We start from the raw sequence: 23,303 nt of genomic DNA on the forward strand, positions 1-23,303 counted from the left end.
TAAGAAATAAAAGTATTGTTATTGCCAATTATTTAATTTGATTATTTTTGTTCAACTTAATACACAATTTTTATGTTGCCTATTTATTTAGATAATGCTGCCACCACACAGGTTCGCGAAGAAGTAGCGGATAAAATGGCTGCTGTTTTGAAATCTAATTATGGCAATCCCTCGTCAACACACAGTGTAGGGCGATCATCCAAATCAATACTTGAACAATGCCGTAAGCGAATTGCAGCACATTTTAATGTAAAACCATCTGAAATTATCTTTACCGCCGGTGGTACCGAAGCCGATAATTTAGTTTTGCGTTCTGCAGTATGTGATTTAAATGTAGAGCATATCATAAGCTCAAAAATTGAGCACCATGCTGTTGGCCACACTGTTAGTGCTTTAGCACAAACAACAAATATTAAGCTTAGTTATGTAGATGTGTTATCTGACGGTAGTATTGACTTGAAGCATTTGGAGGAACTTTTAACCAATTCAGCAAAAAAAACTCTTGTTTCATTAATGCACATCAATAACGAAATAGGGACAATATTAGATTTAAAGTTTGTTGCCGATTTATGCAAAACCCATAATGCTTTATTTCATAGCGATTGCGTTCAGTCTGTAGGTCATTATCCACTTGATTTAGAATACATTCCGATTGATTTTTTGGCTGCTAGTGCACACAAATTTCATGGTCCAAAGGGTATAGGCTTTGCTTTTGTGAGAAGTGGTTTAGGGGTGCAGTCTATAATTACGGGTGGTTCACAAGAGCGTGGCTGTCGTGCTGGAACAGAAAGTCTACACGATATTGTTGGAATGGATGAAGCCTTGTCTTTGGCTTATGAGAATTTATCTTCTGAAAAGGTATATGTGGCTGATTTAAAAGCTCATTTTATTAAGTTATTGAAGTCTGAAATACCAGAGGTTAAATTTAATGCAAATTGCGATGACTCTATCAAAAGCACCTATACACTAGTCAACGTTTGCTTACCAGTGTCGGAAGCTAAAGCCCCTTTATTTTTGTTTCAGTTAGATCTTAAGGGCATAGCTTGTTCTAAGGGCAGTGCTTGTCAAAGTGGAAGTGATAAAGGATCACATGTTTTGGCGCAAATTCTTTCTGCTGAAGAACTTAAAAGACCATCAATTCGGTTTTCTTTTAGTATTTATAACAACGTTGACGAATTGGACAGGGTAGTCAAAACGCTGAAAGAATTAGTTTTTGAATCCGCCTAAAAACTCATGTTCAATCTAAGGTTAAATACCCTAGGAGTCAAATAATTTGGTATAGAATATTGACGCTTAGAATAAACATCACGAACCCATGTATTTGTTATTGAATTCTGTACGTCAAATAGATTGAAAATCTCCACCCCAACCGTCAACTCTTTAAAGCGTCTTTTCCAGCGTTTATTGGATTTGTCTTTTGGACTGACCACAACATAAGACATTCCTATATCTGCGCGCTTATAGTCAGGTAAACGGGTTTGGTATTGATAAACGTCAGCATAACTTGGTGATCCGCCTGGCACTCCTGTGTTGTAAACCAAATTTAAATACATCTTCATGTTGGGTAATTTTGGGATATAGTCTTGAAAGAGCACCCCAAATTTTAAGCGCTGGTCCATGGGCCTAGCAATAAAATCTCGTCCATCTATAGATTCTTCAGTTTTTAAGTAGCCAAACGAAAACCACGACTCTGTTCCAGGTACAAACTCTCCGTTGAGTCGTAAATCTAAACCATAGGCGTATGCTTTTGCATTATTATTAGCTGCATAACGAATTCGTACATTTTCAACTGTGTATGGATTAACATCAGATAGGTTTTTGTAGTATATCTCAGATATTAATTTAAAGGGTCTTTTCCATATTTTAAAACTGTATTCGTGTCCAGCAACAATATGTATTGATTTTTGTGCTTTGACATCGCTATTTACGGTACCGTTTAAATCTCTGAGTTCTCGATAAAAAGGAGGTTGGTAGTATATTCCTGCGCTGATTCTATAAAGCATGTCTTTACCATTATCAGGCTTAATACTGAATTGGGCTCTTGGACTAAATACTATTTGCTGTTTCTTGTCAATATTTTTGCCACTGACTGTCCATTGGTGGGCGCGCACACCAAAGTTATAAAACACTTCGCTGTTTCCAAGCTTGCTGCGCTTACTCCATTGTCCAAAGCCCTGTAATCGCTCTACTTTAGTTTCATTCGTTGCACGAATGTTTTCAAACGGTGCTAAAGGACCTGTATTTGGCGTATAGGGTTGATTATCAAACTGATCTAAATTGGGGGGATTTATAGAAAATCCAGCAGAATCGATCACTTCCCACTCCACAACACGATCGCGTATATCTTCATTGGTATATTTGATTGACCATTGGAAATGATTTTTATTTTTTTTGTAGTCACCTCTGTGTTCTATAGTAGTAATTAATGCGTCAAGATCATTTCGCGCATGGTTGATTTGACCTCCAATGCCTTCAGAAAACTCGACATCGCCTAAGTTTTCATCACCAATATTACTATTTACTTCTCCCAATCTGTATTGTGCCAATATGTCAAAATACTCTTGTTCTGTAGTATGGAAGCTCGAAGCAATGAATTTTAAATTTAAATGGTCATTAATTTGATAGGCTCCTTTAAGTGCTCCAAAATAGGTATTATACTGATCTTGTTCTTGCCCCTCGTAAAACACCAACAAAGCGACCGGATTTTCAAGTGTTCCAAAGTTTGTTTGTCTTGTTTTTGGCGCATAATTGTAGACATTGGATGCTATGTTGCCCAAAAAGCTCAACTCAAATTTCGAATTAATTTTATAGCTTAAATATGTTTGTACATCTAAAAACTTTGGATCATAATTTGTTATTGTTTCCTTGGCATCAACAAGCAAGCTATTGTCTCTGTAGCGCAAGCCAACTAAGGCCGAAAACGAATTGTTTTTGCTTATACCTTCAGCAGTGATGCTCCCTCCTAAAAGGCTTAGGTCAGCTCGGACACCAAAACTTGAGGGTTTTCGGTATTTAATATCTAAAACCGAAGATAGTTTGTCTCCATATTTTGCCTGAAATCCGCCTGCTGAAAACTTTAAGTTTTCAACCATATCTGTATTCACAAAACTCAACCCTTCTTGTTGTCCAGAGCGCACCAAAAAAGGACGATAGACTTCAATATCATTCACATAAACTAAATTCTCATCGAAATTTCCCCCACGTACAGAATATTGTGTGCTCAGTTCATTTGAAATATTTACTCCTGGTAATGTTTTTAGAAGGTTTTCTACACCTGGTTGCGCTCCTTTTATAGTACGAATTATATTTGGTGAAATTGTGGTGACTCCCTCAAAAACAGATCGACTTGTACCAGTTATTACAACAGTTTCAATTTGTTCAAAATCTGATTTTAAAACTGGATTAAATTCAAATTCTTGACCACTTTCCAAATTAAATACAACTCGAATCGACTTGTAGTTGACATGCGAAAATTCGACTTCCACATTTCTGGCGGCGGGTATTTTCAATATATAAAAGCCATTACTGTTTGACACTGTTCCTAAAGTTTTGGCACTCACGGTGGCATTTTCTATAGGGTTGTTTTCTTGGTCAAGAAGGATACCTCTTAAGGTTGCGTTTTGTGCAAATAATTGTATGTTGATGAAAACTAGTAGGAGAGTAGTGTATAAATATTTGATTTTCAAAATATAATGGTTTATTTTCTGTAAAAGGTTGCCTCAAATTTAGAACTATTTCCAACATTATCCGTGACTATGAGCTTTAAATTATTTTTGGTGTCAACCACAATACCGTCATTGAAGTCATGTGTAAGTGTGTTGGTCTTTGCGTCATATTCCATTAAAATCCAATGTCCATTTATAGTACCCCTAAAGTTTTTAACACCAGAAATTGCATCTTCGACCCTAATTTTCAAAAAACGGGAATTGCTAAGCCAGCTACCCTCTTTGAAGTTTAGCGGCTTAACTACTGGTCCTTGATCGTCTCGCCCTAAGGTATACGTTCCAAAATATTTCGTTCGAATAGTTAAAGTACTCCCTTTTCGTGTAGTTGTATTATGGTACAACTTACCATATGGAGAAACTTGGCCTATATAAAGATGTGCTAAATCTTTGGCTTCAAATTGACTGGCATCAAATTTTATTGTTATGGATTTTTTTAACGGAATGCTAGGATCGTGAATTTTTAAGGTGTCATTTTTCACTTTAAAGTCTAGATACAGGTCGTCATAAAGTGCATATGCGGGAATTTCCACTTGAATCAAATCTTCATTTAATATGGTAGATTCTGAAGCATTTACAAAAGTAAACTCATTGGGAATATATTGTTCTTTTGTGAGTTCTTTAAAAACGCCGACAATTGGTATTTGAACAGTAGTTGTATTGTTTTTAAAGTCTTTTATTTTTACAGAATAAGACGAATTAGTACTGTCTTTGATACTTAGTATTCCGTTTTGTTCTTGAAACGAAAATAAGCTCAAAGGGTTGTTTTTTTCAACAAATAATTTTTGGATACGTTGTTTATTTGATCGGTAATGAGCGTAATCTATGTAGCGATTAATATGTTTTGTTTCCGTAAATGAAAACCGCTTGAAATCAACACCGATAGACTTTTTTCCATTAAAAAATGCTTCAATCTTATAAACCCCGTTTTTATTTGCGGCATAGTCTTGACGGTCATTGGCTACTATACCAAAACCAATTGTACCAAATGCCTTTAAAGGTTCAGCTATGTAATTGCCGTTGGCTTGTTTTCGGAGTCTAATTTTCTTCTTTTCTTGATTGCCTTCAACATGACTGCGGTCAGAAATAGGGTAGGCATAGAGCTGATAAAGCTCAGGAGCTGTGGTGTCCTTGATGTCAAAGCCAAAGAGCATAGGATTTATGGGGCGCTCGTGCTTATCACGAATTTCGAAATGTAAATGGGGTCCAGAAGAACCTCCAGAATTTCCTGAAAAAGCTACCATTTCATCTGCATCAATTTCCAAAGTACTTGATTTAGGGAATAACTCAATTTCAAATTGCTCTTTTTGGTATTGTTGTCTTTTAATATACTGCTCAATAGTTGGTGAAAATTTTTGTAAATGCGCATATACAGATGTATAGCCATTTGGATGCGTAATGTATAATGCTTTTCCATATCCATAGCGAGAAATTTTTATACGGCTCACATATCCTTCAGCTATTGAATATACCTCTAAGCCTTCTTTTCCATTAGTTTTGATGTCCAGACCTGAATGAAAATGATTAGAGCGAAGCTCAGCAAATGTACCTGAAAGTACCAATTGAATGTCTAGAGGAGAACGGAAGTAGTCCTGGGGATAGGGCGATTGCGCAGCAAGATTGAAGATGCACAATAACAATAAATTTTTTAAAATCTTCATAACATGTTCTTCAGCTAAAATATTGAATTGAAAACAAAATGCAAAGGAATTGATTTGCTTAAATTATTTTGAAAATAAATATAAAGAAATTGCGAATTTAGTTATGGAATGTTAAATTTGTAACAAATGGTATTGAAATTGTAGATGAGCAAAATCGAAACGATAGTCCAAACGCTAGAGCAAAACACAAATCAGATTATTGATCAGATTGGACTTTTACAGAAAGAAAATGGAGCTCTCAAAAGGGAAATTATTGATTTAAAGACCCAGAACAAAGACCAACTTCTGCTGCTTGAAGAAAAACAAGCTGAATTTGATTCTTTGAAAATTGCAAGTTCAATGCTTGGCAGTAATGAAGACAAACGAGCATCAAAGCTCAAAATAAATGCTTTAATCAAAGAAATAAATGATTGCATTGCAAGTTTATCGGACTAAATACAACTTATGAGCGAGCAATTAAAAATTAAATTATCTATTGCCAATAGGGTATACCCCTTGACAATAGCAGCAAGCCAAGAAGAAGGTTTGCGGATCGCTGCTCAAAAGATTGATGCAACCGTTAAAAAATTTGAACAAAGCTATTCTGTGCAAGACAAGCAAGATGTATTGGCAATGTGTGCCTTACAATTTGCGGCTGAATCGGAACAAACTAAAATAAATAAAAATAGTTTAAGTAATGCGCTTGAACAGCGTTTGGTTGATTTGAACCAGCGTTTGGAACAGCACTTGGACGCCGACGTTCTTTAAAATACAATAATACATACTGCCTGTATTGGTCAATTTTTTGATAAACTCAACGAGAATTCTATAAATGGGGTCCGTTTAAGTTGTAAAAGCATGCTGCCTTGTCGCAGACCCTTGATCAGCTTTTCAGCCCTAAATCCTGTTAAAAAGGAGTTTATACAAAACCCAGATCTTTACAGGCTTTTTTTTAATTTAAATTAATATCAATGGACCAAAATATAATATTGATATGTTCAGGAGCCACTATTTTTGGACTCATTATTGGACTTATCATTTCAAAAATAAAAGAAAAAAATAATGCCACTCAAATAACAAAAAATGCAAAACGCACTGCAGAAGAAATTATTTCAAAAGCAAAATCTGAAGGGGAGGCTATAAAGAAAAACAAGATATTTCAAGCTAAGGAGCGATTCCTAGAACTTAAATCGGAACACGAAAAGGTAATAACATCACGAAATAATAAAATGGCTGAAGCCGAAAAACGTACCCGTGACAAAGAATCGCAAATTTCTTCGGAACTTTCAAAAAACAAAAAGTTAGGTGATCAACTTGAATCTGCAAAAAAAGATTATGAACTTCGACTAGGTTTGCTAGACAAACGCCATGAAGAGTTGGACAAACTACATAAAAACCAAGTGCAACAACTCGAGGTGATTTCTGGTATTTCTGCTGAAGATGCAAAGACGCAATTGGTAGAGTCTCTAAAATCTGAAGCCAAGAACGATGTGATGTCTTACGTACAAGATAAAATGGAAGAAGCTAAACTCACAGCTGAGCAGGACGCTAAAAAAATCATAATTAATACCATACAACGCATTGGTACAGAAGAAGCAATAGACAATTGCGTGTCTGTCTTTAATATCGAATCAGATGATATGAAAGGTAGAATTATTGGTAGAGAAGGGCGTAACATAAGGGCCCTTGAAGCTGCCACTGGAGTTGAAATTATTGTTGATGATACACCTGAAGCAATTATTTTGTCCTGTTTTGATTCGGTTCGTCGAGAAATTGCACGTCTTTCTTTACACAAGCTTGTGACGGATGGACGAATTCATCCAGCACGAATTGAAGAAGTAGTGCGAAAAACACAAAAGCAAATAGATCAAGAGATTATTGAAGTAGGAAAGCGGACAGTTATCGATTTGGGTATTCATGGTTTACACCCAGAATTGATTAAAACCATTGGCCGAATGAAGTATCGATCGTCTTATGGACAAAACCTACTTCAACATTCAAGAGAAGTAGCGAAACTTTGCGGTGTAATGGCCGCCGAATTGGGATTAAATCCAAAATTAGCCAAACGTGCCGGGCTTCTCCATGACATTGGAAAGGTGCCAGACTCTGAAGTTGATATGGAAACTCCTCATGCTATTCTAGGCATGCAATGGGCTGAAAAATACGGAGAAAAAGCAGAGGTTTGCAATGCTATTGGCGCACACCACGATGAAATCGAAATGAAGTATTTACTTTCGCCAGTTGTTCAGGTCTGTGATGCTATTTCTGGGGCTCGCCCTGGCGCTAGACGACAAGTTTTAGACTCTTATATCCAAAGACTGAAAGATTTGGAACAGATTGCATTTAACTTCAAAGGTGTACAGAAAGCTTATGCAATTCAGGCGGGACGCGAGTTACGTGTAATTGTCGAGAGTGAAAAGGTAGATGATAACAACGCAAGCCGATTATCGTTTGAAATTTCACAGAAAATTCAAACTGATATGACGTACCCAGGTCAGGTAAAAGTAACTGTTATTAGAGAAACCAGGGCAGTTAATATTGCAAAGTAATCCTAAAAGGATAGGTTAAAAAAGGCAGTTTGTTTCGACTGCTTTTTTTAGTTACTTCTCGGATGAAAATTAGCCATAACCTCTTTTAAATGGCTTCTATCTACATGCATATAAATTTCTGTTGTAGTAATACTTTCGTGCCCAAGCATGACTTGTATGGCGCGTAAATCGGCTCCATTTTCTAAAAGGTGTGTTGCAAATGAGTGCCTAAAGGTGTGGGGTGAAATAGATTTACGTATGCCGGCTTTCTGAGCAAAAGTTTTTACAATAGTAAAAATCATTGCACGTGTGAGTTGACGGCCATGTTGGTTTAAAAATAAAGTATCTATGTGTAATGGTTCAATTTTAAGCAATGAACGAGCGTGCTGTCTGTACAAATTAATAAATTTTTGAGTGTGTTCTCCAATAGGAACAAAACGCTGTTTATTGCCCTTACCATTGACTTTTATAAATCCTTCATCAAAAAATAAGTCAGAGAGTTTTAAATTGGTAAGCTCACTTACACGTAAGCCACAACTGTATAATGTTTCAATAATAGCTCTATTGCGCTCACCAAGCGGGTGACTCAAATCAATTGCGGCAACAATCTTATCGATTTCTTTTACAGAAAGTGTATCAGGGAGTTTACGTCCAATTTTTGGGGCCTCAATTTGCTCCAAAGGGTTAGAAATGCGGTAGTTTTCAAAAATAAGATAATCAAAAAAACTGCGTAAGCCCGAAATTACACGCGATTGTGTTCGAGCGTTAACGGATTTAGCCAGTTCGCGTAAAAAACTTTTTAGATGATCAGTTTCTATTTCAGTCGGAGTTTCCGAGTGGTTGTACTGTTCTAAATAGGAAATTAGCTTTTGAACATCTAAACGGTAATTGACAACAGTATGATTAGATAGACCACGCTCAATTTTCAAGTAATGCTCAAAATCACGAAGGGCGTTATTCCATTTCATCTGTTTATGTGTAATGTAGTTAATCAAACACCTAAAGCATTATTTAGTTGTACAACTAATTTTTTAAAAATGTTTTATACCTCTAAAATACGACTATTTAGGTATTGATATTTAGTTTTTTACAAAATTAAATCAAAGAATTAGACAGGGTCTTGAAATAAAATCAAAAACTATTTGAAAAGAATAGAAAACCCACTTATATTTGCACTCGCATATGGAGAAATGGCAGAGTGGTCGAATGCGGCAGTCTTGAAAACTGTTGAGGGTCACACCTCCGGGGGTTCGAATCCCTCTTTCTCCGCAAAAGAAAACCCACAACATAGTTGTGGGTTTTTTGCTTTTCGAAATATTGCAATCATTTAGAATTGCAAAGGACTGGATATAGAGGACTCTTCGAAAAGCTTTTTTCTAGGTACTAATATTTTTTAAGAATTTATCGAATTCTTTCAAGGCCTCCTGCTGAGATTTACCATACTGTTCTTTAATATAGCCAACGAATTGAGTTTTACTTCCTTTGATTTTTTCCCAATCGTCACCAGTAATATTACTCCACATAGCTTGAGCTTTTCCTTTTACAAGTTCTTCTCGACCTTCCCATTTGAGTTGATCATATTCTTTGTACAATTCCTTTACTTTTTCTCTAGCCTCTGTAGTCGATAATTTAAACTTTTCTTGAGCTAATTCTTCAAATTTTTCAATTTCTCCCTTCACATTTTTCAATTCTTTTTTTGAAACATTCCATTCATCTTTCGCTTTTGTTTTTAATTCTTTCCAGAATTCTTTGATTTGTTTTTCCATGGTTTTTATTCTTTTAGATTTGGGTTTATTTAACTTAATTATTAATAAATTAAATTTAGGTTTAGGTGTTTTTTATTTTTAATCTTGAGAATAAATATATAAAATATAATGTTATTTTCAAAATTCTAAGTTTTAATTTTGAATACACTTGGTCTTTTAAATTTCCCTATTTTTGTAAAAAATATAATTTATGAGTTTACTTAATGCCCTAAAATGGCGCTATGCTGTAAAAAAATTTGATGATTCGAAAACAATTTCTCCCTCTGAAATAGATAAAATAAAGGAAGGGTTTAATCTTTCTGCTTCGTCCTATGGACTTCAACCTGTAGAGCTGTTATTGATTCACAATAAAACCATTCAAAAGGAACTTGTACCCATGTCGATGAATCAACCGCAAGTCGCACAAGCATCGCACGTTGCTGTTTTTTGTGTTAAAACGTCAATAGATGCTGACTATGTAATCGATTATTTCAACCGCATTAAGGAAATCCGTCAAACACCAGACGAAATACTTGAACCTTACCGCTCACATATTATTGAAAGTTTCAGTTCTAAAACAACTGAAGAGGTGTTTTTGTGGAGTGCTAAACAAGCTTACATCGCAATGGGTAATTTACTCGCAGTTTGTGCTGACCTCAGTATAGATTCCTGTCCTATGGAAGGTTTTGAGCCCGATAAATATGATGCCTATTTTGATTTAAAAGCAAAAGGTTTACGTTCTGTTCTTGTAATGCCATTGGGGTATAGAGCGGAGGATGATCCTTTTGCCTCCATGCAAAAAGTACGTAAACCTATCACTGATTCTGTAACTGATATCCTTTAGATTATGCCTGGATTTGAATTATTTGGCGATGCCGAGCGCAAAGAAGTTCAGGATGTATTAGCTTCTGGTGTCTTGATGCGTTATGGGTTTGAAGGTATGCGTAATGGTCATTGGAAAGCTAATGATTTAGAATTGGCTATCCAGAATCGATTCCGTGTAAAGCATGCTCAATTGGTAAGCAATGGCACTGCTGCAGTTAGCATGACTCTTGCTGTTGCCGGCGTTGGTGCTGGTGACGAAGTGATCATGCCTAGTTTTACTTTTGTGGCCAGCTTTGAAGCCATCATGATGATGGGTGCAACTCCAGTTGTTGTTGATATTGACGATACTTTAACACTTGATATTGAAGGGGTAAAAGCTGCAATCACTTCAAAAACTAAAGCCATTATGCCAGTACATATGTGTGGAAGTATGGCAAATTTAGATGCTTTAAAATCCATTTGTGACCAACACAATCTTATATTGATTGAAGACGCTTGTCAAGCCATTGGAGGTTCTTACAAAGGGAAAGCACTCGGTACTTTTGGCGACTTAGGCTGTTTTTCTTTTGATTTTGTCAAAACCGTGACTTGTGGCGAAGGTGGAGGAATCATCACAAACAATGCTACATATGCCAAACGCCTAGACCATTTTAGTGATCATGGACACGACCATATTGGTAAAGATCGTGGAGCAGAAGATCATCCATTCTTAGGATATAATTTTCGAATTTCAGAGCTAAATGCAGCTGTCGGACTGGCACAGTTCAAAAGAATTGATGAATTCTTGGCGCTACAAAAAAGGAATTACACCATTCTTAGAACAGCTTTGAGTGGTATTGATGGCGTTCAGTTTAGAACTGTACCAAACGGTGGGGTAGAAAGTTATGCCTTCTTGAGTTTTTTCTTAGACGATTTAAGTACTGCAAGAGCAGTAAGTAAATCCTTTAAAGCGAATGGAATTGATGTTTGTTTTCACTATTATGACAATAATTGGCATTACATCCGTAAATGGGATCACCTTAAAACGCAAAATTCACTTTATCCATTATCTAAAGAACTCCGTGAAGGTCTGAGTTATTTAAAAACAAAAGATTTTTCTAAATCTGATCATTATATAGGCCGAAATATATCCTGCTTAATTAAAATATCATGGACGGAAGAAGAAGTACTCAAAAGAGCCGAGACAATGGCCCAATGCATAAAAAGCTGTAATTAGTAATTGATGTAATCAATTATTTCAAGTCCGTAACCAATCATTCCAACGCGTTTTTTCTGTTTGCTATTGGAAATTAAATTAAGTTTTTGAATGTTAAGATCATGTAGGATTTGTGCACCAATCCCAAAATCTTTTTCATCCATATTTATGCTTGGTGCTTTTACTACTTTACCATCTTGTTGAATATCTTTCAATACGTTGAGACGTTTGAGCGTTTTCTCTGGACTTGAGTTTTGATTTATAAATACTATCGCACCTTTCCCTTTTTTATTAATCACGCGAAACATCTCATCCAATTTCTTATCGGCATCGTTGGTTAGTGTTCCTAGAACATCATTGTTGACAAGAGTTGAGTTTATTCGCGTAGGAATGGTTTCGCCTGTATTCCAATCGCCTTTAGTAAGTGCAATGTGAATAGCGTCATTGGTAGTTTGCTGATAGGCTCTTAATCTGTAACTTCCAAATCGTGTTTCTATCTGAAAATCGTTCTTTTTTGAGATTAGAGAATCATTCTGCATGCGGTAGGCTACAAGATCTTCAATTGAAATAATTTTTAAATCAAATTTTTTGGCGACTTCTTTTAGTTCGGGCAAACGTGCCATAGTTCCATCCTCATTCAAAATTTCCACTAGTATTCCTGCGGGTTCAAAGCCAGCCAAGCGCGCCAAATCTACAGCAGCTTCTGTGTGTCCTGTTCTTCTTAAAACACCCCCGTTTTTGGCTTTTAAAGGAAATATATGTCCAGGACGTCCAAGGTCTTGTGGTTTCGTATTGGGGTCGACCAAAGACTTTATCGTTTTTGCACGATCAGAAACTGAAATTCCAGTAGTACAACCGTGGCCAATTAAATCGACCGAAACAGTAAACTGCGTATGGTGTAAAACGGTGTTGTTTTGAACCATCATATTCAAATCTAATTCATCGCAGCGTGTTTCTGTGAGTGGAGCACAAATAAGCCCACGTCCATGAGTAGCCATGAAATTTATCATTTCTGGCGTAACTGCAGCAGCAGCAGCTATAAAATCTCCTTCGTTTTCACGATTTTCATCATCGACTACGACCACTACTTTTCCCGCTTTAATGTCTTTAATAGCGTCTTCTATAGTGTTTAATTTTTGTGACGAAGTTGATTTCTGAATTGATGTCATGAATTGTTTTTTGCAAAGATAGGAGAACAGCACTAAAACTTATGAAATTTTAGTTAAATCTTCATTCATTTTTCTATTAAAATAAAGGCGATACAAAAAGAATAGGGGGAGTGCTAAAATAATAAAAACTACATTGTGTGTCATAAATTTCTTTTTTAGTAGCTTGTAAAACTCAGATTGATTCTTCAAAACTTTTGGCAATAATACCAGAAAGAAAATGAGCGCAATTAGTGCTAAAGAAATGAGAATTCCACCAAGAATTTGAATACCATTATTTCTAAGTATTAAACCGCTCATACCAAATATCAGCAAGCTTAAGTGAGAGTAGCTCGCTAATGTTGCATTTTCATGATAATCTTCCAAATGGCGTATTCCCGCTTCATAAGATTCGTTACTTAAGTTCCCCGAAAGCTTAAGTTCTAGTTCTGTAATCCCTCTATTGCGTAAAATCTTTAGCGCATTATTTTTATCCGCTAATTTTAATCCGTAGTGCCTAAAGTTTTTAATCAAGTCGATTAGCTTTTCGTTTTCAAAACGATCGATCTCATTTGTATCTATAGAATGTTTTTCTAAATTTTGTTCATTCACTAATTTTGATCTTACTAGCTTTAGTTTCATTGGAATAAGAAGGGCATCTATGTCCATGAGCGCTCTATCTTTTGTAGCTCTGCTGGTAAGGTAGATACTAAAGGGAAGCATGATGATACCGGCAAGCCAAGTTGCAAAAACGGGGTCTAAACTTCCATCTTCAGAACTGTTTTTAGCGAAGATACTTATGAAGTGATAAGTCAAAAAGATCAAAATTGCAATAACCAAAGGAAGTCCTATACCGCCCTTTCGTATTAAGGCACCTAATGGGGCTCCTACAAAAAATAAAATAACACACATTAAGCCTAAGGCAAATTTATCATGAAGTGCAACAATGTGTTTATTGATATTCATGTTAGAAATAAAAAATGACTTGTTCTTTACTTTAATATTATCTTGTACAGAATTCACAGAAGTGATCGCGATTTCGTACAACTGAATTAGCTTTTTCTTTGTAAATAAATCAAAAATATTCTCAGGGCTTTCAACAATTGAATCGCTTTTTACAGCATTATAATTAAGGTTCAAATTATTTTGATAAGATCTTGAGTTCATTGTTTTTGAAAACACATCTATTGATTTCTGCCTGCTTTTATAAAGGGAATCAATAGTTGCGTTAAGTTCATCTACGCCGAGCATATTAAAACGTGCAGAGGCGTCCTTTTGTTCAAAATCTACATCATTGAATTTTGAAATATCTATATTTATGACGTAACGGTCAAAAGTACTTTTTATTTGTGGCCTATTTTTTGTTCTTTTTTGATAGTCAGCTGGTTGTATTTCATCATAGTAATTTCCATCATAAAGAATTAACTGAATGAGGTCTGATGATTCGTCACTGTAAAATTCTCCAGTCTTTGACTTTATTACAGTATAGTTTGCAGAAGAATTTCCTTTTTTTTGATGGATGATAACATCTTCTAAAAATTCACCATTCGCGCCACTTTTTTTAGCGACTTTAATATTGATGTCCTGCAGTTGATTGAATTGTCCTTCTGCCACAATCATTGCGGGTTGAACTCGGGCAATATTTCGTCTTAGATTAAAAAAATTAAACTCTGCCAAGGGAATTACATTGTTGGCAAAGAAAAAGCTGACTACAGCCAAAAAGACTATAAATATACTCAAGCTTTTCATAGCTCGTTGAAGCGAAATCCCAGTTGACTTCATTGCAGCAAATTCATAGTTTTCTGAAAAATTCCCAAACACCATGATCGATACCAATAGTATGGTTAGTGGTAATACCAAAACTACTATTCGTGGAGAGACAAAAATAAGAAACTTAAGAATCACATCAAATTGTAAATCTTTTCCCGCTAGTTCTGCAATATATACCCAGACGGATTGCAGTAAAAAAATAAGCATTAAAATAGTAAAGACACTAAAGAATGACTTTAAATAGGTGGAAAGTATGTAGCGGTCTAATATTTTCAATTTTACCCTAATCTAAATTATTGATGTAATAATCACTGTAGCGCGCAGCATCAAAGTTAAAAAAAGATTGGGATAGGGGAGCATTTGTTTTGAAATCCAACACAGTAAGTGTTGTTTTTGTGTCATTAGAACCGATTTCAATTAAATTATAGATATGCTTAGTCAAAGTGTCAATTCCTAGCAGAGCATATTTAATTTCAGAATTTGAGTCAATTGGAATTAGTTTTATGTACTGGATTTTTCGTCCAAATTTTTCCTGAATAATATCCATTGAATAATTGTATCCTGACTCATAAAATGAAAGTAATTTACTCGGTGCTATGGTATTATCTTCATCTGGGTTTTCAGTAGAAATAGTTACTTCCTCATCTTCCGGACTTATTGTGTATAATTTGACGCCATCAAAAACACGTTTAATACCCAGAATATCAAGGACATACTTATCGTCTTCTAAGGTTACTTTTCCTTTGGTTTCCTGACGTATGTTTTCTGCCTCGTTCTCAAGTACATACTTGAACGAAATTTGGATATTTTCATAGGACTCTACCTTTTTGTTGACCTGGTTAAGCAACTGCTTCGCCTGCGGGTCTTTGTTCTGTGCGAATAGTGTTCCAATAGAAAATAGTGTACAAAATAAAATATTTTTTTTATAAAAGTTCATTGTCTAATAATTGATTTAATGCAACTAAATCAGAAACTAAAACTTGTCGTGCTTTACTGCCTTCAAATGGGCCAACTATACCAGCGGCTTCTAATTGATCAATAAGTCGCCCTGCACGGTTATATCCAAGTTTCAATTTACGTTGTAATAAAGAAGCAGATCCTTGTTGAGCAGTTACGATCACTTCAGCAGCCTCACGAAACAATTTGTCCCTGTCGTTTATATCAATATCAAGACTTGTGCCAGATTCTTCACTAATATACTCAGGTAGAATATATGCACTGGCATAGGCCTTTTGCGCGCCAATAAACTCTGTTAAGCGTTCTACTTCAGGGGTGTCGACAAAAGCACATTGTATACGCACCAAATCGTTCCCTTGCGTGTACAGCATATCGCCTCGACCAATTAATTGATCAGCGCCAGAGCTATCCAAAATAGTTCTTGAGTCAATCTTTGAAGTGACTCTAAAAGCTATTCGGGCTGGAAAGTTTGCTTTTATAATTCCTGTTATCACGTTGACTGAAGGACGTTGGGTAGCTATAATTAAATGAATTCCAATTGCACGGGCCAACTGTGCCAATCGCGCAATAGGAGTTTCAACTTCCTTTCCAGCAGTCATGATTAAATCCGCAAATTCGTCGACAACCAAAACAATATAGGGTAAAAATTTATGCCCGTCATTGGGGTTCAACTTACGGGCCTTAAATTTTGTATTGTATTCTTTGATATTTCTACAAAACGCAGTCTTGAGCAAATCGTAACGATTATCCATTTCAATACACAAAGAGTTTAAGGTGTTTATCACTTTTGTATTGTCTGTTATAATCGCATCATCAGAATCGGGGAGTTTAGCTAAATAGTGCCGCTCAATTTTATTGAATAAAGTTAATTCCACTTTTTTCGGATCGACCAAAACAAATTTGACTTCGGCAGGATGTTTTTTGTAGAGCAGAGAAGTGAGAACAGCATTAAGCCCTACGGATTTACCTTGACCCGTAGCACCTGCCATGAGCAAGTGTGGCATCTTTGCAAGATCTACAACAAATGTCTCATTGCTGATTGTTTTGCCCAAAGCAATGGGTAATTCCATCTCTGATTTTTGAAATTTTTGAGAGGCCACTGCAGAATTCATCGAAACTATAGTTGCATTTTTATTTGGCACTTCAATTCCTATTGTTCCTCGCCCAGGAATTGGTGCGATGATACGTATACCCAAAGCTGATAGAGAGAGCGCTATGTCATCCTCCAAATTTTTTATTTTAGAAATCCTAATTCCAGCATCTGGGATGATTTCGTAAAGCGTTACGGTTGGACCTACTGTAGCTTTAATACTACTGATTCCAATTTTATAATTATTAAGGGTTTCAACAATTCTATTTTTGTTATCCTCAAGTTCTTCTTGATCAATAGTTATACCCTCAGAATCATATTTCTTAAGCAAGTCTAAGGATGGAAATACAAATTTTGAAAGTTCTAGTGTTGGATCAACTTCCCCAAAATCTTCAACTAACTTTGCAGCTAAATTATCGGTTTCAGAAACTTCTTCTTCTGCAACAGTAATTTCCATTTTGACTCCAGAATCTTTACCTGTTACGGCCTCAACTTGAACTTCATCTTTTGCTATGCTTGAATGTTTTTGTATTGTTGGCTCTAAATTTTTTAGGGGTACCTCAAAAGCAGAGGTTGTTGATTTTTCATCAACAACCTCTGCTTCATTTTCATCAAAAGTGTGTTGAATAGGCGAATTAATGATTTCTTCGTCATTTTTTATTTTATTCTTAAAAGTAAAAAGCTTAGCTATTTGTTGTGGAGTAACTTTGAAACGAATGGCAATGTAACATATGAAACAAAACAATAGGAGCAGGGCAGTACCTATTTTACCTATGTAATCTTGGAAAAATAAATTTAATTGATATCCTATGCTCCCACCAAGATTTGGTAATTTTTGGAATGCAAAGCCAAATGTTATTGAAATCCAAATGATGCCAAGTACACCCCATACCCAATGACGAAATAAGCGTTGTTTGGAAGTGTTCATTAGAACACTGACACCAGAAACAATGAACAGGCCAGAGCATATAAACGAAGCAATACCAAAACCCTTAAAAACTAAAAAATGACTGATCCAAGCCCCGATCTTACTAAGCCAATTATTAGATTGTATATCTCTGCTTGTAAATCTATTTAAAATACTTTGATCACTTTCACCCGTGAAGAAGTAAGAAACAATAGAAATGAAGATAAGTAACCCAAAAATAACCAAAAAACTTCCAAGCACTAGCCTTTGTGGATTGGTAAGTGTGATTTCTGGAAGGATTTTTTTCTTATTCTTGTTGGCCGATGTTCTGGTCATAATCTATTGTAGTTATAACAAAAATACAAATTAAAATACGTTATTCTTGTAGGTAATGGAAATTTGTTTTGAACAAAAAAACCACGCCTTAGGCGTGGTTTTAATTTTTGCCCTTTTGGACATAGGCTTATTTGTCTATTGAACCTAAAACCCGTTTCATAAATGCATTTAGTGCATCCTTTTCTGGTGTACCAGATTTAATCATTTTATGTACTTCCAAAGCGCCATACATGTTTGAAATCAACTCGCCAATAACATCTAATTCTTCATCTTTTAAGCTAGGAACTTCCGTTAAGCTTTCCAAAGTTTCTAAAGTTTCAATGATGTAATCTTCATCATTGTCTTGAATGAATTTATTAAGTTGTTTAATGACTGGCAATTTCATCGACTAGTGTTTTTAGAACGTCAAATTTATTAGTCTGAACTTGGTTTACAAATGCACCGCCTTTAAACGTAGCAAAGGTGGGCAAGTTGTCTACTTTAGCCAGACTACGGCTTTCTGGAAATTTTTCGGCATCGGCTACAATAAAGCTGATGTTTGGGTTTTCTGCAGCCAATTTTTTCATTTTTGGCTTCATAATTCGACAATTTCCACACCAAGTGGCAGAATACTGCACTACCACAGTATCGTGCTCCGATACTACAGTTTTAAGATTGTCTTGAGTGAGTTCTTGCATTATAGCATAGTTTTAGTGCGACGATAAATAATCTGCAGTACTTTTTGCATTGGCTTGCATAGCGTCTTTTCCTTCTTCCCAGTTCGCTGGACAAACTTCACCTTTTTCTTGTACGTGTGTGTATGCGTCTACCAATCTTAAGAATTCAGCAACATTACGCCCAAGTGGCATATGATTGATACTCTCGTGTACTACAGTTCCTTTTTCGTCAATAATATAGGTGGCTCTGTACGTTACGTTATCACCTTCAACAGTAACAACACCTGTTTCCTCATTGTACTCTTCGTTAGTTATGTCTAAAATCCCAAGTGTAGAAGAAAGGTTTCGGTTAGAATCTGCGAGAATAGGGTAGGTTACTCCTTCGATCCCACCATTGTCTTTTGATGTTGATAACCAAGCAAAGTGTACTTCTGGAGTGTCACACGATGCACCAATAACAATACAATTTCTTTTTTCAAATTCAGCTTTAGCAGCTTCAAAAGCATGTAATTCAGTTGGACACACAAATGTGAAATCTTTCGGGTACCAAAACAGTACAACTTTCTTTTTATTGTTAACTGCTTCTTCCAAAACATTGACTTTGAATGTGTCGCCCATTTCGTTCATGGCGTCAACAGTTAAGTTTGGAAATTTTTTTCCTACAAATGACATAATTTTATATTTTAAAGATTAAATAATTTTTGATACAAATATAACCTAGAACCAAGGTTAATCCATAGCTGCAAAATTATAATTTTTTATCCAACTATAAGTTAAAGTTATCCAAATTATTGGCCTATTATTTAGCGTTAAGTTGTTTTATTTTAATTGAAAATCCTGCTACTATTAGCGTCATGAATGGACTGATCCAATTGAAAAAAGCATAAACAAAATATTCTGCTACAGACACACCCAACACACCACTTTGATAAGCACCACAGGTATTCCAAGGGACAAGTACTGAAGTTACTGTTCCCGAATCTTCTAGGGTCCTACTTAGATTTTCAGGTGCTAAGCCTTTGTCTTTATATGCTTTTTTAAACATTTTTCCAGGGACCACAAGCGCTAAATATTGGTCTGAAGCGGTGACGTTAAGGGCCAAACAACTGGCTACAGTACTAGCAAAAAGGCCAAATGTAGAAGTGGCTAAGCTTAAAAGTGCGTTACTAATCCGTGATAATGCACCAATAGCATCCATTACACCACCAAATACCATAGCGCATATGATAAGCCAAATGGTACCCAACATACCACTCATGCCACTCGATGAAAATAAATCATTGAGTTCTGTGCTTGTGGTTTCTACAGCAGTTTCAACTGTCATGGCTTGCATCACTGCTTTGTATGCCGATTTAAAATCTAATTCTTCGACACCACTAATATTTGCGAGAATATGCGGTTGTGCAATAATTGCTGCAACTGCAGCCAAGAGCGTTCCCAATAATAATGCTGCTAATGGCGGTGTTTTTTTTACGATCAAAACAATTACTATGATAGGAACAATGAATAGAAGAGGCGAAATATAAAAAGCTTTTCCAATAGCATCGAGCTTATCAGAAATATCAGGAGTTCCTGAAACTTCTAAGTTTAAACCAATAATCAAAAATAGTATTATAGTGATTATAAAAGTGGGTACAGTTGTAATCATCATATATTTTATATGGCTAAACAGATACCCACCTGCCATAGCAGGTGCAAGATTTGTTGTGTCGCTTAGTGGCGACATTTTATCGCCAAAGTAAGCGCCTGATAGTACAGCTCCTGCAGTCATCCCAAGTGAAATACCTAATGTTTCACCAATGCCAATCAGTGCAATACCAACAGTTGCAGAAGTGGTCCAGCTGCTGCCTGTTGCAATTGAAATTACGGCGCAAATAAGCACACAGGCAACTAAAAAGAAATTAGGATTAAGAATTTGCAATCCATAATATATCATTGTCGGGATAATTCCGCTTATAAGCCATGTTCCAGCAAGAGCACCAACCATAAGTAAAATAAGTAATGCAGCTGTTGCTGTTTTTAGGTTTTCGGCTACTTCATCTATCATTTGACGATAACTAACTTTATTAAAAACACCTACCACTGCCGCTACTGCTGCTCCCAATAAAAGTATAAACTGATTACTTCCACTTAGTGCGTCATCTCCGAAAACAAAAAACACATTATAAAACAACATCACAACTAATGCTATTACTGGAATGAGTGCTTCCCATATGGAAAGTTCTTTGTACGTTGTGGAATTTTTATTTTTTTGGTCCGTCAAGTGTTCATGTTGTTTCATCAAAGAAAAACAGTTAAAGTTATAATGTAATATTACAATTTTTAGGAGTTTTATGCAACCTGAAATAGGAGGTTACCTAAGTTTTGGAAATGCTGATGGATCAGATTCATGCATAATCGCATAAGCAGCTTCGAAAATATCTTCTTTTGAAGGTTTACTGAAATAGTCGCCATCCGATCCGTAAGCTGGTCGATGTGCTTGAGCTGTTAGCATCTGAGGTTTGCTGTCCAGATTTTCGTAAGCGTTGTTTTGCTTTAAAATTTCAGATAAAATATAGGCAGAAGCGCCACCAGGTACATCCTCGTCAACGATGAGCAAACGATTTGTTTTTTCTAAACTTTTAGAAATATCATTATTTGTATCAAAAGGGATAAGCGATTGCACATCGATTATTTCAGCATCAATACCTACTTCTGTAAGTTCTCGAGCAGCTTGTTCAACGATACGAAGCGTAGAACCATAAGAAACAAAGGTCAAATCGTTTCCTGTTTTTAAGTTTTCTACAACACCAATTTTTGTTTTAAATGCACCAAGATTATTTGGTCTTTTTTCTTTTAGTCGGTAACCGTTTAGGCATTCCACTACAAGTGCTGGTTGATCGCTTTCAAAAAGCGTATTATAAAAACCAGCAGCTTTGGTCATATTTCTTGGAACGAGTACATGTACTCCTCTTATAAGTCCTAGAATACTTCCCATTGGTGATCCCGAATGCCAAATACCCTCTAAACGGTGTCCTCTTGTTCTTATGATTATTGGAGCCTTTTGTTTTCCAAAAGTTCTGTAATGAAGTGTAGCCAAATCATCACTAATGGTCTGTAATGCATAGAGGATATAATCTAGATACTGAATTTCGGCAATTGGTCGAAGACCTCGTAAAGCCATTCCGATGCCTTGGCCTATAATAGTGGCTTCACGAATACCAACGTCTGCAATGCGTGTTGCTCCGTATTTCTCTTGCAGCCCCTCTAAACCTTGATTAACATCACCAATGGCACCTGAATCTTGTCCAAATATAAGCGCTTCAGGATATTTTGAAAAAATTTGGTCGAAATTATCACGTAATATTACGCGCCCATCTACAAAATTTGGTGTTGGGTCATAGGTAGGCGGAACAGCTTCAATATTTTCAGGTCTTTTTGGCGATTCGCTGTAAAGTAAGCTGCTGTACTTGGTTTGTGTTTCTTTGGTATACTGATTTATCCAATTTACTAAGGCTCTTTTTGCAGTTGATTCGTCATTAATAAAATATTTTAAAACACTTCTAGACACGCCTAAAACGTCTTTACGCATTGGATCTTTCAAGGCTTCAAGAGCAGAAAGTTCTTTATCAATAAAAACTCTTTGTGGTGAGTTTGATGCAGCGGCCTTGATCAAATCGATTGCTTTTAAACAATCGGATTTAATAGGCTTTAAAAAATCGTTCCACGCTTTTATTTTACTTTCTTTTACTGTTGTTTTAATCTGTTTTTCTAAGGCGAATAATTCATCCTCAGTAGCGATGCCATTGGCTATAATCCAATTTTTAAACTTTAAATTACAGTCATTCGAACGTTCCCATTGAAGGCGTTTAGGATTTTTGTACCGCTCATGAGATCCTGAAGTGGAATGGCCTTGTGGTTGAGTAAGTTCGTCCACATGTATAAGCACTGGCACGTGCTCTTCACGCGCAATGCGACCTGCCTTTTCATAGGTGTTTATGAGTTCTACATAATCCCACCCTTTAACCTTTAGAATTTCATATCCATTATCATTTTGATCTCTTTGAAAGCCGCTTAAGACTTTAGAAATACTTTCTTTTGTTGTTTGATGTTTGGCGTGAACTGAGATACCGTAATCATCGTCCCATACACTTATCACCATCGGAACTTGTAATACTCCTGCGGCGTTAATAGTTTCAAAAAATAAGCCCTCGCTTGTACTCGCATTACCTATGGTTCCCCAAGCTACTTCTTTGCCATTTTTGGAAAAATTAGAGGCATCAGTAGTTAATTCCTTATAAACTTTTGAGGCTTGAGCTAAACCTAATAAGCGTGGCATTTGCGCTGCAGTAGGAGAGATGTCTGAACTTGAATTTTTTTGTGCAGTTAGATTTTTCCAATTGAAATTATCGTCCAGTGAGTGTGTTACAAAATGTCCACCCATTTGGCGACCTGCACTCATAGGATCAAAATTGATATCGGTATGTGCGTAAAGACCAGCAAAGAATTGCTCAATGCTCAATTCACCAATTGCCATCATGAACGTCTGATCGCGGTAATATCCAGATCTAAAATCACCATTTTTGAACGCTTTAGCCCAAGCGAGCTGAGGAAGTTCTTTACCTCCCCCAAAAATTCCAAATTTTGCTTTGCCTGTCAATACCTCGCGACGGCCAAGCAAACTACATTCACGGCTTGTGACGGCAATTTTGTAGTCATTTATAACTTCTAATCTAAATTCTTCAAAAGTTATGTTTTCAGCAAGCTTGTTTTTTGTAGACATCTACGATCCGAAATTTTTTGCAAAT

Annotated in this window: 19 protein-coding genes and 1 tRNA gene; 7 read left to right on the forward strand and 13 right to left on the reverse strand. The window is 36.0% G+C overall.

The features are described from left to right. Positions 1-72: 72 nt before the first annotated feature. Positions 73-1,227: a cysteine desulfurase family protein gene (locus FORMA_RS08645; RefSeq protein WP_069675289.1), complete on the forward strand. Its 1,155-nt coding sequence runs from the start codon at positions 73-75 to the stop codon at positions 1,225-1,227. Here the strand turns inward: FORMA_RS08645 and FORMA_RS08650 are convergent. Both FORMA_RS08650 and FORMA_RS08655 read right to left on the reverse strand, forming a co-directional pair. Next, a complete protein-coding gene (locus FORMA_RS08650) occupies positions 1,224-3,686 on the reverse strand; it encodes a TonB-dependent receptor (protein ID WP_442856317.1) in 2,463 nt (820 codons plus the stop codon). The genes FORMA_RS08645 and FORMA_RS08650 overlap by 4 nt on opposite strands. An 11-nt stretch (positions 3,687-3,697) precedes the next feature. Next, positions 3,698-5,383 carry a M23 family metallopeptidase gene (locus tag FORMA_RS08655; RefSeq protein WP_069675290.1) on the reverse strand — a complete coding sequence of 562 codons (1,686 nt, stop codon included), beginning with the start codon at positions 5,381-5,383 and terminating at the stop codon, positions 3,698-3,700. Positions 5,384-5,527: 144 nt separating this feature from the next. On the opposite strand from FORMA_RS08655, the gene FORMA_RS08660 reads away from it, so the two are divergent. The 3 genes from FORMA_RS08660 to rny all read left to right on the forward strand — a co-directional run bounded on the left by FORMA_RS08660 (position 5,528) and on the right by rny (position 7,911). After that, complete coding sequence (locus FORMA_RS08660) at positions 5,528-5,818, forward strand: hypothetical protein (protein WP_069675291.1); 291 nt, start codon at positions 5,528-5,530, stop codon at positions 5,816-5,818. Between the two features lie 9 nt (positions 5,819-5,827). Next, the gene (locus FORMA_RS08665; protein ID WP_069675292.1) at positions 5,828-6,130 is read left to right on the forward strand and encodes a cell division protein ZapA; all 303 of its coding nucleotides are present in this window, start codon (positions 5,828-5,830) and stop codon (positions 6,128-6,130) included. 203 nt (positions 6,131-6,333) lie between these two features. Further along, positions 6,334-7,911: a ribonuclease Y gene (gene rny / locus FORMA_RS08675; protein ID WP_069675293.1), complete on the forward strand. Its 1,578-nt coding sequence runs from the start codon at positions 6,334-6,336 to the stop codon at positions 7,909-7,911. 47 nt (positions 7,912-7,958) lie between these two features. Here the strand turns inward: rny and xerD are convergent, their stop codons facing one another. Continuing rightward, the gene (gene xerD, locus FORMA_RS08680; protein ID WP_069675294.1) at positions 7,959-8,858 is read right to left on the reverse strand and encodes a site-specific tyrosine recombinase XerD; all 900 of its coding nucleotides are present in this window, start codon (positions 8,856-8,858) and stop codon (positions 7,959-7,961) included. Positions 8,859-9,074: 216 nt separating this feature from the next. On the opposite strand from xerD, the gene FORMA_RS08685 reads away from it, so the two are divergent. Continuing rightward, a tRNA-Ser gene (locus tag FORMA_RS08685) sits at positions 9,075-9,159 on the forward strand. A 107-nt stretch (positions 9,160-9,266) separates the two neighbouring features. Here FORMA_RS08685 and FORMA_RS09315 read toward each other — a convergent pair. Further along, positions 9,267-9,656 (reverse strand): CsbD family protein, encoded by a 390-nt coding sequence (locus tag FORMA_RS09315; protein ID WP_069675295.1) that lies wholly within the window; start codon positions 9,654-9,656, stop codon positions 9,267-9,269. A gap of 190 nt (positions 9,657-9,846) precedes the next feature. On the opposite strand from FORMA_RS09315, the gene FORMA_RS08695 reads away from it, so the two are divergent. Next, positions 9,847-10,479, forward strand: a complete 633-nt coding sequence (locus tag FORMA_RS08695) for an NAD(P)H-dependent oxidoreductase (RefSeq protein WP_069675296.1) — start codon at positions 9,847-9,849, stop codon at positions 10,477-10,479. A 3-nt stretch (positions 10,480-10,482) separates the two neighbouring features. Beyond that, positions 10,483-11,676 carry a DegT/DnrJ/EryC1/StrS family aminotransferase gene (locus FORMA_RS08700; protein ID WP_069675297.1) on the forward strand — a complete coding sequence of 398 codons (1,194 nt, stop codon included), beginning with the start codon at positions 10,483-10,485 and terminating at the stop codon, positions 11,674-11,676. On the opposite strand, the gene ribB is transcribed toward FORMA_RS08700, so the two are convergent. From ribB to FORMA_RS08745, 9 genes are all read right to left on the reverse strand, one after another. After that, the gene (gene ribB, locus FORMA_RS08705) at positions 11,673-12,824 is read right to left on the reverse strand and encodes a 3,4-dihydroxy-2-butanone-4-phosphate synthase (RefSeq protein WP_069675298.1); all 1,152 of its coding nucleotides are present in this window, start codon (positions 12,822-12,824) and stop codon (positions 11,673-11,675) included. The two genes, FORMA_RS08700 and ribB, sit on opposite strands and share 4 nt — an antisense overlap. A gap of 39 nt (positions 12,825-12,863) precedes the next feature. Beyond that, entirely contained in the window at positions 12,864-14,846 is a 1,983-nt protein-coding gene (locus FORMA_RS08710; RefSeq protein ID WP_083236591.1) for an LptF/LptG family permease, read from the reverse strand. Positions 14,847-14,853: 7 nt separating this feature from the next. After that, a complete protein-coding gene (locus tag FORMA_RS08715) occupies positions 14,854-15,507 on the reverse strand; it encodes a LolA family protein (protein ID WP_069675300.1) in 654 nt (217 codons plus the stop codon). Continuing rightward, positions 15,494-17,860 (reverse strand): DNA translocase FtsK, encoded by a 2,367-nt coding sequence (locus FORMA_RS08720; RefSeq protein WP_069675301.1) that lies wholly within the window; start codon positions 17,858-17,860, stop codon positions 15,494-15,496. Before FORMA_RS08720 ends, FORMA_RS08715 begins: the two co-directional genes overlap by 14 nt. Positions 17,861-17,987: 127 nt before the next feature. Next, positions 17,988-18,245 carry a DUF6952 family protein gene (locus FORMA_RS08725; protein WP_069675302.1) on the reverse strand — a complete coding sequence of 86 codons (258 nt, stop codon included), beginning with the start codon at positions 18,243-18,245 and terminating at the stop codon, positions 17,988-17,990. After that, complete coding sequence (locus tag FORMA_RS08730) at positions 18,226-18,540, reverse strand: thioredoxin family protein (protein ID WP_069675303.1); 315 nt, start codon at positions 18,538-18,540, stop codon at positions 18,226-18,228. Before FORMA_RS08730 ends, FORMA_RS08725 begins: the two co-directional genes overlap by 20 nt. A gap of 9 nt (positions 18,541-18,549) precedes the next feature. Further along, positions 18,550-19,188 (reverse strand): peroxiredoxin, encoded by a 639-nt coding sequence (locus FORMA_RS08735; RefSeq protein ID WP_069675304.1) that lies wholly within the window; start codon positions 19,186-19,188, stop codon positions 18,550-18,552. A 127-nt stretch (positions 19,189-19,315) separates the two neighbouring features. After that, entirely contained in the window at positions 19,316-20,797 is a 1,482-nt protein-coding gene (gene nhaC, locus FORMA_RS08740) for a Na+/H+ antiporter NhaC (protein WP_069675305.1), read from the reverse strand. Between the two features lie 72 nt (positions 20,798-20,869). After that, positions 20,870-23,278 carry an alpha-ketoacid dehydrogenase subunit alpha/beta gene (locus tag FORMA_RS08745; RefSeq protein ID WP_069675306.1) on the reverse strand — a complete coding sequence of 803 codons (2,409 nt, stop codon included), beginning with the start codon at positions 23,276-23,278 and terminating at the stop codon, positions 20,870-20,872. Positions 23,279-23,303 lie beyond the last annotated feature (25 nt).

The organism is Formosa sp. Hel3_A1_48 (genome assembly GCF_001735715.1).
In the GTDB taxonomy this organism is placed as follows: domain Bacteria; phylum Bacteroidota; class Bacteroidia; order Flavobacteriales; family Flavobacteriaceae; genus UBA3537.

Excerpts from the sequence above, each read along its gene's own strand:
- FORMA_RS08645 (WP_069675289.1), top strand. The coding sequence starts at position 73 with ATGTTGCCTATTTATTTAGATAATGCTGCCACCACACAGGTTCGCGAA.
- FORMA_RS08655 (WP_069675290.1), bottom strand. The coding sequence starts at position 5,383 with ATGAAGATTTTAAAAAATTTATTGTTATTGTGCATCTTCAATCTTGCT.
- FORMA_RS08660 (WP_069675291.1), top strand. The coding sequence starts at position 5,528 with ATGAGCAAAATCGAAACGATAGTCCAAACGCTAGAGCAAAACACAAAT.
- FORMA_RS08665 (WP_069675292.1), top strand. The coding sequence starts at position 5,828 with ATGAGCGAGCAATTAAAAATTAAATTATCTATTGCCAATAGGGTATAC.
- rny (WP_069675293.1), top strand. The coding sequence starts at position 6,334 with ATGGACCAAAATATAATATTGATATGTTCAGGAGCCACTATTTTTGGA.
- xerD (WP_069675294.1), bottom strand. The coding sequence starts at position 8,858 with ATGAAATGGAATAACGCCCTTCGTGATTTTGAGCATTACTTGAAAATT.
- FORMA_RS09315 (WP_069675295.1), bottom strand. The coding sequence starts at position 9,656 with ATGGAAAAACAAATCAAAGAATTCTGGAAAGAATTAAAAACAAAAGCG.
- FORMA_RS08695 (WP_069675296.1), top strand. The coding sequence starts at position 9,847 with ATGAGTTTACTTAATGCCCTAAAATGGCGCTATGCTGTAAAAAAATTT.
- FORMA_RS08700 (WP_069675297.1), top strand. The coding sequence starts at position 10,483 with ATGCCTGGATTTGAATTATTTGGCGATGCCGAGCGCAAAGAAGTTCAG.
- ribB (WP_069675298.1), bottom strand. The coding sequence starts at position 12,824 with ATGACATCAATTCAGAAATCAACTTCGTCACAAAAATTAAACACTATA.
- FORMA_RS08715 (WP_069675300.1), bottom strand. The coding sequence starts at position 15,507 with ATGAACTTTTATAAAAAAAATATTTTATTTTGTACACTATTTTCTATT.
- FORMA_RS08720 (WP_069675301.1), bottom strand. The coding sequence starts at position 17,860 with ATGACCAGAACATCGGCCAACAAGAATAAGAAAAAAATCCTTCCAGAA.
- FORMA_RS08725 (WP_069675302.1), bottom strand. The coding sequence starts at position 18,245 with ATGAAATTGCCAGTCATTAAACAACTTAATAAATTCATTCAAGACAAT.
- FORMA_RS08735 (WP_069675304.1), bottom strand. The coding sequence starts at position 19,188 with ATGTCATTTGTAGGAAAAAAATTTCCAAACTTAACTGTTGACGCCATG.
- nhaC (WP_069675305.1), bottom strand. The coding sequence starts at position 20,797 with ATGAAACAACATGAACACTTGACGGACCAAAAAAATAAAAATTCCACA.
- FORMA_RS08745 (WP_069675306.1), bottom strand. The coding sequence starts at position 23,278 with ATGTCTACAAAAAACAAGCTTGCTGAAAACATAACTTTTGAAGAATTT.